At 59.5% G+C, this 14,782-nt stretch carries 15 protein-coding genes; 14 read left to right on the top strand and 1 reads right to left on the bottom strand.

What is annotated here, in order from left to right; translation table 11 throughout:
• Positions 1-15 precede the first annotated feature (15 nt).
• From AC2S2E_RS12975 to AC2S2E_RS12930, 10 genes are all read left to right on the top strand, one after another.
• The gene (locus AC2S2E_RS12975) at positions 16-1,266 is read left to right on the top strand and encodes a D-alanyl-D-alanine carboxypeptidase family protein (RefSeq protein ID WP_486522620.1); all 1,251 of its coding nucleotides are present in this window, start codon (positions 16-18) and stop codon (positions 1,264-1,266) included.
• Positions 1,267-1,277: 11 nt separating this feature from the next.
• Positions 1,278-1,904: a dTMP kinase gene (gene tmk, locus AC2S2E_RS12970; RefSeq protein ID WP_476107162.1), complete on the top strand. Its 627-nt coding sequence runs from the start codon at positions 1,278-1,280 to the stop codon at positions 1,902-1,904.
• Complete coding sequence (locus tag AC2S2E_RS12965) at positions 1,901-2,851, top strand: AAA family ATPase (protein WP_476107120.1); 951 nt, start codon at positions 1,901-1,903, stop codon at positions 2,849-2,851. The genes tmk and AC2S2E_RS12965 overlap by 4 nt, the downstream gene beginning before the upstream one ends.
• Positions 2,852-2,939: 88 nt before the next feature.
• On the top strand, positions 2,940-4,493 hold the full coding sequence (gene metG, locus AC2S2E_RS12960; protein ID WP_486522619.1) for a methionine--tRNA ligase: 1,554 nt from the start codon (positions 2,940-2,942) through the stop codon (positions 4,491-4,493).
• Positions 4,493-5,266 (top strand): TatD family hydrolase, encoded by a 774-nt coding sequence (locus AC2S2E_RS12955; RefSeq protein ID WP_486524601.1) that lies wholly within the window; start codon positions 4,493-4,495, stop codon positions 5,264-5,266. Before metG ends, AC2S2E_RS12955 begins: the two co-directional genes overlap by 1 nt.
• Positions 5,263-6,042, top strand: coding sequence for an MBL fold metallo-hydrolase (locus AC2S2E_RS12950; RefSeq protein WP_486522618.1), 780 nt, complete (start codon positions 5,263-5,265; stop codon positions 6,040-6,042). The genes AC2S2E_RS12955 and AC2S2E_RS12950 overlap by 4 nt, the downstream gene beginning before the upstream one ends.
• Positions 6,039-6,224, top strand: a complete 186-nt coding sequence (locus AC2S2E_RS12945; protein WP_486522617.1) for a hypothetical protein — start codon at positions 6,039-6,041, stop codon at positions 6,222-6,224. The genes AC2S2E_RS12950 and AC2S2E_RS12945 overlap by 4 nt, the downstream gene beginning before the upstream one ends.
• A gap of 137 nt (positions 6,225-6,361) precedes the next feature.
• Complete coding sequence (locus AC2S2E_RS12940; protein WP_486522616.1) at positions 6,362-6,922, top strand: hypothetical protein; 561 nt, start codon at positions 6,362-6,364, stop codon at positions 6,920-6,922.
• A gap of 26 nt (positions 6,923-6,948) precedes the next feature.
• The gene (locus AC2S2E_RS12935; RefSeq protein ID WP_486522615.1) at positions 6,949-7,641 is read left to right on the top strand and encodes a pentapeptide repeat-containing protein; all 693 of its coding nucleotides are present in this window, start codon (positions 6,949-6,951) and stop codon (positions 7,639-7,641) included.
• Between the two features lie 4 nt (positions 7,642-7,645).
• Positions 7,646-8,134 carry an SOS response-associated peptidase family protein gene (locus AC2S2E_RS12930; protein WP_486522614.1) on the top strand — a complete coding sequence of 163 codons (489 nt, stop codon included), beginning with the start codon at positions 7,646-7,648 and terminating at the stop codon, positions 8,132-8,134.
• 15 nt (positions 8,135-8,149) lie between these two features.
• On the opposite strand, the gene AC2S2E_RS12925 is transcribed toward AC2S2E_RS12930, so the two are convergent.
• Positions 8,150-9,373: a nitrate/nitrite transporter gene (locus tag AC2S2E_RS12925; protein ID WP_486522613.1), complete on the bottom strand. Its 1,224-nt coding sequence runs from the start codon at positions 9,371-9,373 to the stop codon at positions 8,150-8,152.
• Positions 9,374-9,465: 92 nt separating this feature from the next.
• Here AC2S2E_RS12925 and AC2S2E_RS12920 point away from each other — a divergent pair, with 92 nt between their 5' ends.
• The 4 genes from AC2S2E_RS12920 (at position 9,466) to AC2S2E_RS12905 (ending at position 14,773) form a co-directional block, all read left to right on the top strand.
• Positions 9,466-11,154 (top strand): bifunctional protein-serine/threonine kinase/phosphatase, encoded by a 1,689-nt coding sequence (locus AC2S2E_RS12920; protein WP_486522612.1) that lies wholly within the window; start codon positions 9,466-9,468, stop codon positions 11,152-11,154.
• 210 nt (positions 11,155-11,364) lie between these two features.
• The gene (locus AC2S2E_RS12915; RefSeq protein ID WP_486522611.1) at positions 11,365-11,946 is read left to right on the top strand and encodes an ANTAR domain-containing response regulator; all 582 of its coding nucleotides are present in this window, start codon (positions 11,365-11,367) and stop codon (positions 11,944-11,946) included.
• Complete coding sequence (locus tag AC2S2E_RS12910; protein WP_486522610.1) at positions 11,943-13,160, top strand: CmpA/NrtA family ABC transporter substrate-binding protein; 1,218 nt, start codon at positions 11,943-11,945, stop codon at positions 13,158-13,160. Before AC2S2E_RS12915 ends, AC2S2E_RS12910 begins: the two co-directional genes overlap by 4 nt.
• Before the next feature lie 329 nt (positions 13,161-13,489).
• Entirely contained in the window at positions 13,490-14,773 is a 1,284-nt protein-coding gene (locus AC2S2E_RS12905; protein ID WP_486522609.1) for a CmpA/NrtA family ABC transporter substrate-binding protein, read from the top strand.
• Positions 14,774-14,782 lie beyond the last annotated feature (9 nt).

The following is a 14,782-nucleotide window of genomic DNA, read 5'->3' as shown; positions in this document are numbered from 1 at the left end:
TTGAAAATTTCGCCAATGAAGAAGCTGCTGTTTGCTGGCGCCACGGTATCGGTCGCAGGTCTGGTGGCGCTGGCCGCACATGGAGGGGTGAATTCGGGTCAGGTGGTGGTTCCGCTGGCCCCGCCTCTGCCTGCTCCGACGTCCAGCACGGCCAATGTGGCGTTGCCCGTGCGCGCCGATGATCCGTTGCCCCCGGCCGAGGTTGGCGTCGCGCCGGTTGCGTTGCTCTATGATTTGGGGTCGGGGCGCACGCTTTATTCGCGCAATGCCGATACGCCGTTCCTGCCCGCGTCGGTCACGAAAACGATGACGGCCTATGTCGCCTTTGAGATGTTGGCCAAGGGCGAATTGCGCGAAGATCAGACCATGACCGTCAGCCGCGAGGCATGGAAGGAATGGCACTCCAAAGGCAGCCGGATGTTCCTGTCCGAGGGCAGCAAGCCCACCGTGCGCGATCTGTTGATGGGCATAATGAATGTGTCGGCCAATGATGGCGCGATCGTTCTGGCCGAAGGCGCGGCGGGCAGCGTCGCCGGTTGGGTCGAGAAAATGAACGCCACCGCCCGCCAGCTTGGCATGACGCACAGCCATTTCGGCACGCCCAACGGCTGGATGGACAATGGCAACACCTATGTTTCGGCCAATGATCTGGTGAAACTGGCCAGTGCGATGCTGACCCGGCATCCCGATTTTTACCATCGATACGTTGGTCAACCGGGCATGACGTGGAATGGCATCGCCCAGCCCAACCATGACCCTACGCTGGGCGTGGTGCCGGGGGCCGATGGGATCAAGACCGGTTATACCGGCGAAGCGCATTACAACTTTCTGGGCTCGGCCCAGCGCAATGGGCGCCGCTTGCTGATGGTTCTGGCCGGGGTGCCGACGCCCAAGGAGCGGACCAGCGCGGCCAGAGCCTTGCTTGAATGGGGCTTTGCCGCGTGGGAGGATAAGCCTTTGGTGAATGCCGGAACCACTTTGGCGCAGGCGCGGGTTCAGGGCGGGAAAGTGGACGAGGTCGATCTGGTCGCGCCGCGCGACTTTTTCGCCACGATGCCGACCGGGGCCAGCGCGCCCGCCAATTTACGCGTTGTCTATAACGGCCCCTTGGTCGCCCCGATTGAAAAGGGTACGCCGGTGGCCGAACTCGAAGTAAGGCTGGGCGGCGCGGCGCCGGTGCGTTTGCCATTGACGGCGGGACATTCGGTCGAAAAAGGCGGGGTCATGGATCGGGTGAAATTTGGGCTGTCGAGGTTGATTTCCTGATGGGGCAACAGATTGGGACCGGACGCTTTATCGCGTTCGAGGGGGGCGAAGGGGTTGGCAAGTCAACCCAGAGCAAGATGTTGGCCGAAGCCTTGCGCGGGGCCGGGCATGAGGTTGTTCTGACACGCGAACCGGGGGGCACGGTGGGGGCCGAAGCGATCCGTTCGTTACTGTTGGGCACCGATGGCGAAGGTTGGGGCGCGCGGGCGGAGGCTTTGCTCTTTGCCGCGGCGCGGGCCGATCATGTCGAACGTCTGATCCGTCCCGCCTTGTCGCGCGGGGCGTGGGTTATCTGTGACCGCTTTATCGATTCCAGCCGCGCCTATCAGGGTGGCGGCAGCGGATTGTCGGACGAGGACGTTCTGACCCTGCACCGGATCGGCAGCGAAGGGCTTTTGCCCGATGTTACATTCCTGTTCGAAGTGCCGGTCGAGGTTTCGGCCAAGCGACTGGCGCGCCGCGACGTGGATGGATCCGACCGGATCGGCGGGCGCGAAGCGGAATATCATGCTCGTGTCAGTGAAGCCTTTGAACGTTTCGCCGAAGCCGAGCCGGAAAGATTTGTGCATATTGATGGCGCACAGGACGTTTATGTGGTGCATGATGCCGTGATGTCGGCACTCTCTCCGCTTCTATGACGCAATTGCTGGGCCATGAGGCGCCGTGGCGTGAATGGCACGCCGCGCTGGGCAGTGCGCGTATGCACCATGCGTGGATATTGGCCGGGCCGCAGGGTGTGGGCAAGGGGAGCTTTGCCCGGATCGCGGCGGCGGAACTGGTGGCCGAACCCGGCGTGGCCCAGCCTCCGGTCGAAGCGCATCCTGATATCCTGATCCCGGATTATCCCCCGGCGACCAAGGAAGATGAAAAGAAACGCGATGCGGGCGAACCGTATAATCGCAAGCGGTCCATCCCGATCGACGAAATACGCCGGATGCAACATCGGTTGACGACGCGCCCCACTTTGGGAAACCGCCGCGTGGTTATTCTGGATACGGCGGACGATCTGGAAAAGAACGCGGTCAACGCACTGTTGAAATCGCTGGAGGAGCCGCCGGCGGGAACCTATTTCCTGCTGGTCGCGCATCGTATCGGGCGGCTTTTGCCGACGATCCGTTCGCGTTGCCGGATCTTGCGCTTTGCTCCATTGGCGGCGGGACAGGTCGATCTGGTTTTAAGCCGCGCCGCCCCGCACACCGATCCGGCCACGCGCGCGGCCGCCATTGCAGCGGCGCAAGGGTCCCCCGGTGTGGCGCTGGAATTTGTCGAAGAAGATTTGGCGCCCGTTCACGCGCTGATGCAAAGGTTGGCGCGGGAAGGGGACCCCGACATGGCGCTGCGCGGCGCGCTGGCGACAGTGATGGGCGCGCGGCCCAGCAAGGCGCGGGTTCAGGCGGCGTTTGAATTGGCGCGGGCGGTGTTGGCCGACGGGTTGCGTCATGCCAATCCGGCACAGCAATCACGCATGATCGAGGCCCACGCCGCCTTGGTTCGATTGGGGGCCGAAGCGCCGATCTTCAACTATGAACCGCCCATGCTGGCGATGGAGATGGGGGCCTTGCTGGCATCGGCATCAGGCCGATAATCGGCCACGGGCAAAAAAGCGGTTTGCACCGGGCCATAGCTTGCCTAGAGAGACGGCAATTGTCTTCTTTTGCAGGTATCAAAGGCTCATGGCCGACCCATTCTATATCACCACCGCGATCGCCTATCCCAATGGCAAACCGCATATCGGCCATGCCTATGAGGCGATTGCCGCCGACGTCATCGCCCGTTTTCAGCGCGCATCGGGCCGGGATGTCCGGTTCCAGACCGGCACGGACGAACACGGTTTGAAGATGGCGCAAAAGGCGCGTGAGCTGGGGACGACGCCGCGCGAATTGTGCGATGAAATGAGTGCGCATTTTAAGGCGATGTGCGACACTCTTAACATCAGCTATGACAAGTTTCAGCGCACCACCGACGAAGCGCATTACCGCGCCAGTCAGGCGATCTGGCAGGCGATGGCCGATAAGGGCGATCTTTATCTGGATCGCTATGAAGGCTGGTATTCGGTTCGCGACGAAGCGTTCTATGACGAAAGCGAGTTGGTGACCGGGGACGACGGCGCCAAGCTTTCGCCGCAGGGAACGCCGGTGGAATGGACGGTGGAGGAAAGCTGGTTTTTCCGCCTGTCGGCCTATGGTGACAAGCTTTTGGCGCTTTATCGCGACAATCCCGAATTCATCCAGCCCGAAAGCCGCCGCAACGAAGTGATCCGCTTTGTCGAAGGCGGTCTGCGCGACCTTTCGATCAGCCGTACCTCGTTTGACTGGGGCGTGCCGGTGCCGGGTTCGCCGGGCCATGTGATGTATGTTTGGGTCGATGCATTGACCAACTATATCACGGGCCTGGGCTATCCGGACAAAACGCCGGAGATGAAAAAGTGGTGGCCTGCTGATATTCACTTGATCGGCAAGGATATTGTGCGTTTCCACACGGTCTATTGGCCCGCGTTTTTGATGAGCGCGGATCTGGCCCTGCCGCGTCAGGTGTTTGGGCATGGATTCCTGCTGCACCGTGGCGAGAAGATGTCCAAGTCGTTGGGCAATGTGGTCGATCCGATCGAACTGGCGGAACGTTTCGGCGTGGACTCGCTGCGTTATTTCCTGTTGCGCGAAGTCAGCTTTGGCAATGACGGGTCGTATAGTGCCGAAGCAATTGTGACGCGGTGCAACGCGGAATTGGCCAACAGTTTCGGCAATCTGGCCCAACGTACTTTGTCCATGATCTTCAAGAATATGGGCGGTGTATTGAAGGCTGATTGCGCGGTTTCTGAAGCCGATGAAGCGCTGACCTCTGCGGTCGCCGCAGGCATCGATGAAATGCGCAAAGCCTTTGCCGAATATGATTTCAGCGCCGGTCTTGATGGCTGGATGCGCGCGGTTTTCGCATGCAACGCCTATGTTGATGATCAGGCCCCATGGACCTTGCGCAAGACCGATCCGGCGCGGATGGAGGCGGTATTGATGACGCTGCTTCGCTGTGTTCGTGATCTGGCTTTGGCCGTGCGTCCGGTGGTGCCCAGTGCTATCGACAAATTGCTCGATCAGATGGGTGTCGCCGCCGATGCGCGCGATTACGCGGCGCTCGCCAATCGCGAATGGCTTGCCGCTCTGGCTGGGAATTTCTCCCTGTCGCAGCCGGTTGGCGTGTTCCCCCGTCTCGAATTGCCTGCGGACGAATGATGCTCATCGATTCTCATTGTCACCTTAATTACAAGGGCTTGGTTGAGGAACAGGAAGCTGTTCTTGAACGTGCCCGCGCGGCGGGGATCGGGGGCTTCCTCAATATCTCGACCCGGCAGAGCGAGTGGGAGGCGGTGATCGCCACGGCGCAGCGCCATGCCGATGTCTGGGCGACGGTGGGAATCCATCCGCATGAGGCCGACGAACATGCCGATCTGGGCGAGGGGGCGTTGTTGGAAGCGACGCGTCATCCCAAGGTGATTGGCATTGGGGAAACCGGGCTCGATTATTATTACGATCATTCGGATCGTGAGGTGCAGCAGGCCTTGTTCCGCACCCATATTCGTGTGTCGCGAGAGACGGGCCTGCCTTTGGTCATCCATACCCGCGATGCCGAGGATGATACGACGCGGATTATCGAGGAGGAGATGGGAGAGGGGGCCTTTCCGGCGCTGATCCATTGCTTTACCGCATCGGCGGGATTTGGGGCGCGGATGGTGGAATTGGGTCTGACGATTTCGTTGTCGGGCATCGTCACGTTCAAAAGCGCGCGTGATTTGCAGGGCTTTGCATCAGAAATTCCGGCAGACCGCCTGTTGGTCGAAACGGATTCGCCGTTCCTTGCGCCGGTTCCGCACCGTGGCAAGACATGTGAGCCGGCCTTTACCGCCGACACCGCCAAATTCGTGGCCAATTTGCGCGGGGTTAGTGTCGAAGATCTGGCCGAGCAGACTTCGGCGAATTTCCGCAAGCTGTTCGGGAAAGCGGCATGAAGGCGATCATCCTGGGCAGCGGAACCTCGACCGGCGTGCCGCGCATCGGCGGTGAATTTGGTCTGGACTGGGGCGATTGCGACCCGGAGGAACCGCGCAATCGCCGTACGCGGGCCTCGATCATTATTGAAAATGATGCTGGAACGCGGCTGTTGGTGGATACGTCCACCGATTTGCGACAACAGTTTATTTCGAATAATATCCATAAGATAGACGCGGTATTTTGGACGCATGATCATGCCGATCATGCCCATGGTATCGATGATTTGCGCCCTTTGCGCTATGGCCGCAGCGGGCCGATCCCTGGCTATGGCGTGGATGAAACGGTGCGCCGTTTACGGCAGCGGTTCGGCTATGTGTTCGCCGGTCAGTTTGGCTATCATACAATCGTGCAACTTGAGACACTTTCTCAACTTCGCATGTGTGCCGGTATTGGTATCGGTTGGACGGTCATGCCGCACGGTCCAGCAAAGAGCACCGGCTTTCGATTTGATTGTGATGGTCAGACAATTAGTTACGCCACAGACTTCAGCGAGATTACCGACGAGATGGTTTCGCTGTTCTATGGCTCAGATGTTTTGATCACCGATTGTTTGCGCCGAGAAGCGCATCCAACGCATGCCAATCTGGCCATGTCAATGGAATTGGCCGCAAGGACCAAGGCAAAGAAAGTCGTCTTGATCCATCTCGACAAAAGTATGGATTACGCGACGTTAAGTCGGGAAATTCCGTCGAATGTTGACGTTGGCTTTGACGGAATGGTGATTTCAGCATGAGCGGCACCGCGATCAGCATGGACCAGATTGTCGCGCTGATCGCGGTGGCTTTGATGTTGCTGTTGGCGTGGCGCAATATTTCCAGTTTTCAATTGGGTGCGGGACGCAAGCTGGGCATGGCGATGATTTGGGTCGCTGTCTTTGGGCTTTTGGCTGTTATCGCTGGTCAATTTGGCATGTGAGAAATCACATGAGGTTGCCATCTCGTTTTACATAATCGAGATTATCCGCTAAACTTTGAACGCCGTTTTTCGACAATATTTGCCTCACCAACCCAACGGCACTAGCCCCCGTTTCTCAGACGGATTATGGCGCCCGCATGTCCATAAACCAAGATATCCTGCAGTTGAGCAAGCGCATCGCCGTCAGTCATGACTGGGCGGCGGCCAAGGCGTTCAAAGCCTATGTCATGCATGATGATGAGCGCGCCATCATTTCGCGCGCAGCGGTTGAGATCCTCGCCCTGCTACCTTCTTCGAGTGGCACCGGGAGTGCATTGTTGAGCGCATCTTTGGCGGTCAGCCTTGGACGCAAGATGTCGGCGCCGATCCATGTGGTTAAAGGCTCGCTGAACATCGAAAATCAGCCCGTGTTGAACAACCACTCATGGTTGATGGTTGGCCCATATATCGTTGATATCGGCCTGTTCCGTTTGGCCTACTCCTCAAACGCGCCCGCAGCGCTGGTCAAACATATTGATCTGCTGTTCGGTCCGAACAAGGCGCTCTATGCCGATCACATGTCGATGAGCAAGCGCGTAGGCCTTCGTTACCGGGCCGAAACCGTGTTGAACGAAGATGAGATCAACGCACTGATGGGCGAAGCCTTCCGTCTCATTAAATCGGCCAGAGAAGTTTCGGATAAGCCTTCGGACGACTGACTGTTGGGATCAGGAGAGCAGGAGCAATGAGCGGCAATGAATTGATTAAAATAGATAATGTGGCATTGTCACGCGATGATGTCTCTGCGCTTGCTCACGGCAATCCCAATGGTGTCCACCTGATCGAATGTGATTTGGATGAAGCCGAACTGGCCGATCTCGATCTGGCCGGTTGGCGGTTTGAACGTTGCACCATGCGCCGGGTTGACCTGACCAAGGCGTGTTTGGAGCGCAGCCATTGGCAATCCTGCCGCGCGCCTTTCGCCAGCCTCTTTTCCGCCGACCTCACGGATACGGTGTTTCAATCGTGCGATCTTAACAATGCCAATCTTCGCCATGCCGCCATGACCGGTATGCGCTTTGTAGGCGGCAAACTGACGGGCGCGGATCTGGGCGACGCGCGCATCATGGACACGCATTTTGAGGAAAGCCTGCTTGCCGGCGCCAAACTATCCGGCCTTAGCTTTCGAAAGCAACATCTTCGCCGTGTTGACTTTTCTCAGGCCGACTTACGCAAGGCCGATTTCCGCGAAGTGAATTTTGAGGAATGCAGCCTGCGCGATGCGAACCTAGGTGGCGCTCGTTTTGACAAGGCGGATTTGCGCGGGGCGGATCTGGGCGGTTTGCGGCTGGTGGATGCATCGCTTTATCGCGGAGCGACCATTTCCCGTGCGCAGGCCACCCAACTTTTGGCCGAACTGGGTCTCAAGCTAGGCTAACTCCTTGCCATCGGCTTATCGCCTTGACGCGCATGCGGCGCAAATTGGCCATGCGCTGCGGGCCGATCCTGGCGGAGACGTCTGGGCGGGCGGTCTCGTTTCGCCGGGCGGCTATGCGCCCGTTGTCATCCGCGACAAAGAGCGAGGGCGGATCATCATCCCTCGGCTCTGGGGCGTCCCCCCTCCTCCGCGCGGCGAACATATTGTCACCCACGTCCGCAATCTGGACAGCCCGTTCTGGATCGGCACCCTTCGCCACACGCAATTCCGCTGCCTTGTCCCATTGACCTCCTTTCATGCCAAGGGCGGCTGGATGGAGGATCGCACCCGCCCCGTCCTTGCCGCGGCCGGGATATGGCGCGACAGCGAAATCCCCAGCTTTGCCATCATGACCCGCGACGCGATGCCTGTGATCTTGCGGCCCGATGATTTTGGAACATGGCTTCATGCGGACATAAAAATGGCGCGCCGTCTGATCGAAGGCGCGCCATAATCAGGGCCAGTAAAGTCAGATGCGAACGCCGCTGATCGCCGCGCCCCAAGTCGTGCGCCAGCGCTTCTTGACGCCGGTCAGACCCGCCAGAGCCACAACGGCCAGTGCCGCAAAGATCAGGAAGCCTGCGCTCATCGAACCGGTCCACTGCTTGGCAAGGCCGAGCGAAGAAGCGAGATAGAAGCCGCCCACCCCGCCGCCAAAGCCGACAAGGCCGGTCATCACGCCGATTTCATGACGAAAACGCTGCGGAACCAGCTGGAACACTGCGCCATTGCCGACGCCCAGCGTCGCCATGGTCAGGAAGAACAGCGGGAACATGACCGCAAAGCTGATCGGAGCCTGTGATATGACCACCAGCAGAACGGCGGCCAAAGCATAGACCCCAGAGAGCGTCTTGATACCACCGATACGGTCCGCCAACGCGCCGCCAAAGGGTCGGACCAGCGAACCGGCAAACACGCAAGCCGCCGTGGCATAACCCGCCTGAACCGGGGTAAAGGCCAGTTCGGCAGTGTACCAGCTGGGCAGTGAGCCCGACAGGCCGACAAACCCGCCAAAGGTCACGCCATAGAACAGGATGAACCACCAGGCGTCACCATCGCCCAGCATCTTGAAATAGCCCTTCACATACTCGCCGGTCGACTTGGCGGGGGGCTGATGCGGGCTGTCCTTGACCAACGCGAGATAGGCCACAAATACAACCGCGACCGGAATTACAGCCAGACCAAGGACGTTTTCCCAACCATAAACTTTGGCCAGCAGCGGGGCGAAGATCGCGGCCAGAACAGTGCCCGAATTGCCCATACCGGCAATGCCCATCGCCTTGCCCTGATGCTGGGGCGGATACCATCGGCTTGCCAGCGGCAAGGCCACCGCAAAACTGGCCCCGGCAAAGCCAAGGATGATACCAACCGCAATCAGGCCGTTCATCGAGTTGACGCCAAAATACCAGGCGCCGAGAAGACCGGCGATCACGATAATCTGGCCGATGGTGCCGGTCACCTTTTGACCGATGCGATCCACCAGAAAGCCGTTGACCAGACGCAGAACCGCCCCCGCCAGTGTGGGAACCGCCACCACAAAACCTTTTTGCGCAGGCGTCAGGGCCAAGGCCTTGGAAAAGATCGGCGCCAACGGGCCGAGCAGGTTCCAGACCATAAAGGCGATGTCGAAATACAAAAAGGCCATAATCAGCGTAGGCCGATGGCCGGATTGCCAGAAGGTTTTATCAGTCATCGGAAAGTCTCCGCTGCGAATTGGTTTAAAGGCTTGACGTGCGCCGCATCCGGCCTGCCAATCGCGTGTGTACGTGAGAGGGACGGCCGAATATGCGCGATGAAGGCAGGTTGTGGGTAAGCGCGGGCGTGGTTAGCGAACGCGGGCCGCGCACAGAAAATCAGGATTTTGCCGGTGTTTACCTTGGCACGGAAATTGAACGTGCCGGGCGCGGCATGGTTGCTGCGCTGGCCGATGGAGTTAGCGGCGGCAAGGGTGGACGCATTGCCGCCGAACTGGCGGTGGCCAGTCTGCTGGACGGCTATTTCGCGCAAAGCGACACGATTGGCGTCGCGGCCGCGGTGAACCGGGTGATGGCGCCCTACAACCGCTGGCTGTCGGCCATGGGGCGCAGCGAAACCATGGCGCATTGTGCGACAACGCTCACCACTTTGGTTCTTCGTGGACGACGCGCCCATGTTTGCCATGTTGGCGACAGTCGTGCGTGGTTGTTGCGCGACGGACATCTCAGCCAAATCACCAAGGATCACACACACAGCCATCCTGACCGGCGCCATATCCTGCTGCGCGCACTGGGTCTGGAGGAGGACTTGCGGCTTGACCATCACGAGATCCCGCTGGCCGAACATGACCGTCTTCTGCTGACCAGTGATGGTGTTCATGGCGTTCTTTCGAACCGAAAAATCGAGAAAATTCTGAGCCAAAGGCAATCCGCGGAAGCTGATGCACAGGCCTTGGTCGCCGCCGCGCTGGATGCGGGTGGACAGGACAATGCCACCGCGCTGGTGCTGGATGTGGTCAGCCTGCCCGCGGTCGGCCATGATGCCATTGCCGGTGATCTGGCGCGTCTTGCGATCATTCCCCCGCCCGAAGTGGGAGAAAGCATCGACGGATTCCGTCTTGAAGATTTGCTGTCCGATGGGCGATATACCCGTTTGTTTCGTGCCGTTGACACGACCGACGGTGCCGATGTGGTTGTCAAATTCCCCAAACCCACCTTGCTGTCCGAAAGTGGTGCGCGTTCCGCCTTTACCCGCGAATTGCTGATCGGCAGCCGTGTGAACAGCCCCTTTGTCGGCGGTTCCATTCCCATCGCGCTGGAACGCCAGACGCGGCTCTATGGTGTGCAACCGTTCTACGACGGGCAAACGTTGGAACAGCGGATGAAGTCGCCCATTGCTTTGGTCGAGGCCTTGAACATCGCAGTGAACCTGACGCGCGCAGTGGCGGCCCTGCACCGTCAGGGCATTATTCATCGCGATATCAAACCGGAGAACGTCATCCTGCCCCGTGATGGCGGATTGAAGCTGGTCGATCTGGGCGTCGCACGCCTGCCCCGCATCGAGGATTTTACCGGAGACGAAATTCCCGGCACACCCTCTTATCTGGCCCCGGAAATGTTTACTGGTGAAGCCGGTAGCGAGCAGAGCGATCAATTCGCGTTGGGCATTACACTGTGGCGCCTGTTCGCCCGCATCTGGCCCTATGGTGAGGCCGAAGCCTTCAGCCGCCCGCGTTTTCGTGAGGCCGCTGCGCCCAGTCGCACGCGGCCCGAATTGCCCGGTTGGCTCGACGCCGTTCTGCTGCGCGCCGTTGCCATTCAGCCGCAGGACCGGTTCGGTGACGTGGTCGAATTGCTGCGCGCGCTGGAAGGCGGGGCGGCGGTTGAGCGCACGCCGCTGCGCGCACCGGCCCTGATCGAGCGGCACCCGATTGCCTTTTGGAAAGGCGTCAGCGCGATTTTGTTCATCGCTCTGATTGCAACATTGATCTGGAAATAGGGCACGATTCGACATGAGGCGGCACCTTGCTGAAAAGGAGCGGCACCTTTGCCGGCTATGTTTGCTGAAAATGGGTTTCGCAAATGCTGACCGCGCCCTTGCGGCAGCTGCGAAATAAAAATGCCGGATTCGCCCCGCTGATGCAAGAGCAAATTGGAATTCACGTAATCCCCCTTGCCTTGCGTCCCATCCATCGCCATCGAGAATGTCATGCGAATAGCCATCATCGATGAAAGCGCCGTCCGGGCCAGCGTCATGCAGGAAGGCCTGACGCAATTGGGCGAATGCGAGATCTTCGTGATCACCGAGCGGCGCGGGTTGATGCGCCGCGTGTCCGAGATTGATCCTGATATCGTCCTGATGGATTTGGGAAATCCCAGCCGCGACGTGCTGGAGGAATATTTCGCCGTCAGCCGCGCCCTGGCCCGTCCGATCGCGATGTTTGTCGATGATTCCGACGAAGAGTCTATCGGCGCCAGCATCGATGCCGGGGTGTCGGCCTATGTCGTGGACGGCTTTGCGCCGCACCGTATTCGCTCCATCCTCGACCTTGCCATTCGGCGCTTCCACGCCTTCTCGCGCCTGCAAACAGAGTTGAGCGCGGCGCAAAGCAAGCTGGCCGAACGCGAATCCGTCGATAAGGCCAAGCGCATCCTGATGCAGACAAGGCGATTGAGCGAGCCGGACGCCTATGCCGAATTGCGCAAGACCGCGATGAACCAGGGCAAGCGTATCGCCGAAATCGCAGACGCGGTCGTAACCGCGCATAAGTTGATGGGAGGGGCAGCATGACAACCAAATTCTCGATCGGTTTCCTGCCGTTGGTTGATGCTGCTTTGCCCATTCTGGCGCATGTCCATGGGTTTGCGGCCGATGAAGGGCTCGAACTTGAACTGGTCAAGGATGTCAGCTGGGCCACGGTTCTGGACCGCCTGCTCTATGGTCATACCGATGCGGCGCATATGGTGGCGCCTTTGGCCATTGCCACGACATTGGGGCGCGGGCGCCCTGCCCAGCCTTTGGCTGCGCCATTCGTGCTGGGGCTGAATGGCAACGCCATCACACTCAAATCCGATCTGGCCGAAAGGGTCGCGCCGCACGGCGCATTGGGCGACCCAGCCGAAGTTGGCGCGGCGCTGCGCAAGATTGCGTTGGAGCGCAAGTCGGCAGGCGATCCGCTGTGTTTTGGCGTCGTACATCGTTATTCCAGCCACAATTACATGCTTCGCTACTGGCTGGCCGGATGCGGCATTCAACCGGACGAGGATGTCACGATCACCACCGTCCCTCCGCCATTTTGCGCCGATGCGCTGGAGGCGGGCGAGGTTGACGGCATTTGCGTGGGTGAACCGTGGAACAGCGTGGCGGTCGAACGCGGCGCGGGGACCATCGTTCTGGCCACGGCGCAGGTGTGGCGTCGCGGGGTGGAAAAGGTTCTGGCCATGCGCGAGTCGGTGGCCGATTCGCGCCGGGATGAGGTCGAGGCGTTGATTCGCGCCCTTCATCGTGCGGCGCGGCAATTTGTTGATCCCGAAGCGCTTTTAACCAATGCGGCCATTTTGGCCCGGCCGGAATATCTCGATTCCGATGTCAGCCTGATCCAGCGCGCGCTGGGCGATCGGTTGCTGCTGCACAAGGGCGGATCACTGATCCACTATCCCGATTTCATGTTCCAATACCGAGAGGCGGCGAATTTTCCGTGGGTTAGCCAGGCCCAATGGCTGTATTCGCAAATGTTGCGGTGGGATCACGCGCCTTATAGCGCCGAAGATGAAGCCAAAGTTCAGCGCGTTTTTCGTCCGGATATTTACAGAAGTGCTTTAACCGGAACGGATGCCCCCCTTCCCGGCGCTTCGTCGAAAGTAGAAGGAAGTTTGCACAAACCCATGGTGGTCGGCACGCAGCAAGGCCTTATTACATTGGAAAAAAATGCCTTTTTCGACGGTCGGATATTCGATCCTGCCGATCTGAAAGCCTATTTGGCGCAGGATTTGTACGCCAAATAGCGTAAGCAATGGATTGCTCCGGAATAACGGCTTGCTGAATTTTTAAATCTCACGGACAAGTTGGAGGCGTTTCGAGAGGCTGGTTCCAAGGACGGGGCCAAGTTGTTGAGGCGAAACGCCAGCAAAGTTTAGTGGCAACGGTGCCGCCCGATCTGTTTCCAGTGTGGAGATGGATCGTGGCGGCTTTTTGCGTTTTGGCCTGAATACTACGCGAAAGACGCAATAAGCCGCGTTTTTCGTGACGGAAAACTGCGTCCAATCGCCCTTCTCCACCGATACTTGGCTGGCACTCGGTAATTCATGTTCCAACATAGAGGGGTTTTGGGACAATGGCTAACACGGATGATCGCACCAATCTGAGCCGCCGCCGCCTGTTGAAGTCAGGTGCCGGCCTTGCCGCCGCTGCTGCTGGCGAAACACTTTTCTCGGCCAAGGCTTTGGCCGCCGGCGGACCACCCGAAGTCAAGGGCGCCAAGCTGGGCTTTATCGCTCTGACCGACGCCGCGCCGCTGATCGTGGCCAAGGAACTGGGTCTGTTTGCCAAATATGGCATGCCCGACGTGACGCTGGCCAAGCAGGCAAGCTGGGGCGCGACGCGTGACAATCTGGTGCTGGGCGGCGGGGGCGGCGGCATTGATGGCGCCCATTTGCTGACGCCCATGGCCTATTTCCTGACGCTGGGGGTTCAGGCAAAGGCGACGCCGATCAGCATTCTGGCCCGCCTCAACGTCAATGGTCAGGGTATTAGCGTCGACAAGGCCTATATGGCCGCCAAGGCTGACATCAACGCCGCCAAGATGAAGGGCGTCATCGCCCAGAAAAAGGCCAGCGGCAAGAAGATCACCATGGCCATGACCTTTCCCGGCGGCACCCACGATCTGTGGATCCGCTATTGGCTGGCTGCCGGCGGCATCGATCCGGACAAGGATATCGACCTGATCACCGTTCCGCCGCCGCAGATGGTGGCCAACATGAAGGCCGACACAATGGACGCCTTCTGTGTGGGCGAACCGTGGAATGCGCAATTGGTGGACCAGAAGCTGGGCTATACCGCCGTTTCGACCGGCCAGATGTGGATGAACCACCCGGAAAAGAGCTTCTCGATGCGTTCGGATTGGGTTGCGGCGCATCCCAACGCCGCCATCGCCATCACCGCCGCCATCATCGAGGCGCAGAAGTGGGCCGACAATCCCGCCAACATCAGCCGCCTGGCCATGATGATCTCGGGCTGCGACTATCTGAAGGTTCCCGTCGGCGATATCGCCAGCCGCCTTCAGGGCAATTTCGATTTCGGTGACGGTCGTCAGCAGGGCAACGCGCCCTACAAGATGAAGTTCTTTGCCGGTCACGCCTCCTTTCCCTTCAAGAGCCACGACATGTGGTTCCTGACCGAGGAACAGCGCTGGGGCAAGCTGCCGATGAACCTGAACAAGGGCGCCGCCATTGCCAAGGTCAACCGCGCCGACATCTGGCGCGCGGCCGCCGCCAAGGTGGGCGGGGTTCCGGTTCCGCCTTCTGACAGCCGCGGCGTTGAAAAGTTCTTCGACGGCAAAACCTTCGACCCCGGTCATCCCGAGGCCTATCTCAAAAGCCTCGCCATCAAGCGCGTGTAAGGGAGAATA

Source organism: Novosphingobium sp. 550D (assembly GCF_057401885.1).
The sequence above is the reverse complement of the archived record's forward strand: the minus strand, read 5'-3'. Positions and strand labels throughout refer to the sequence as shown.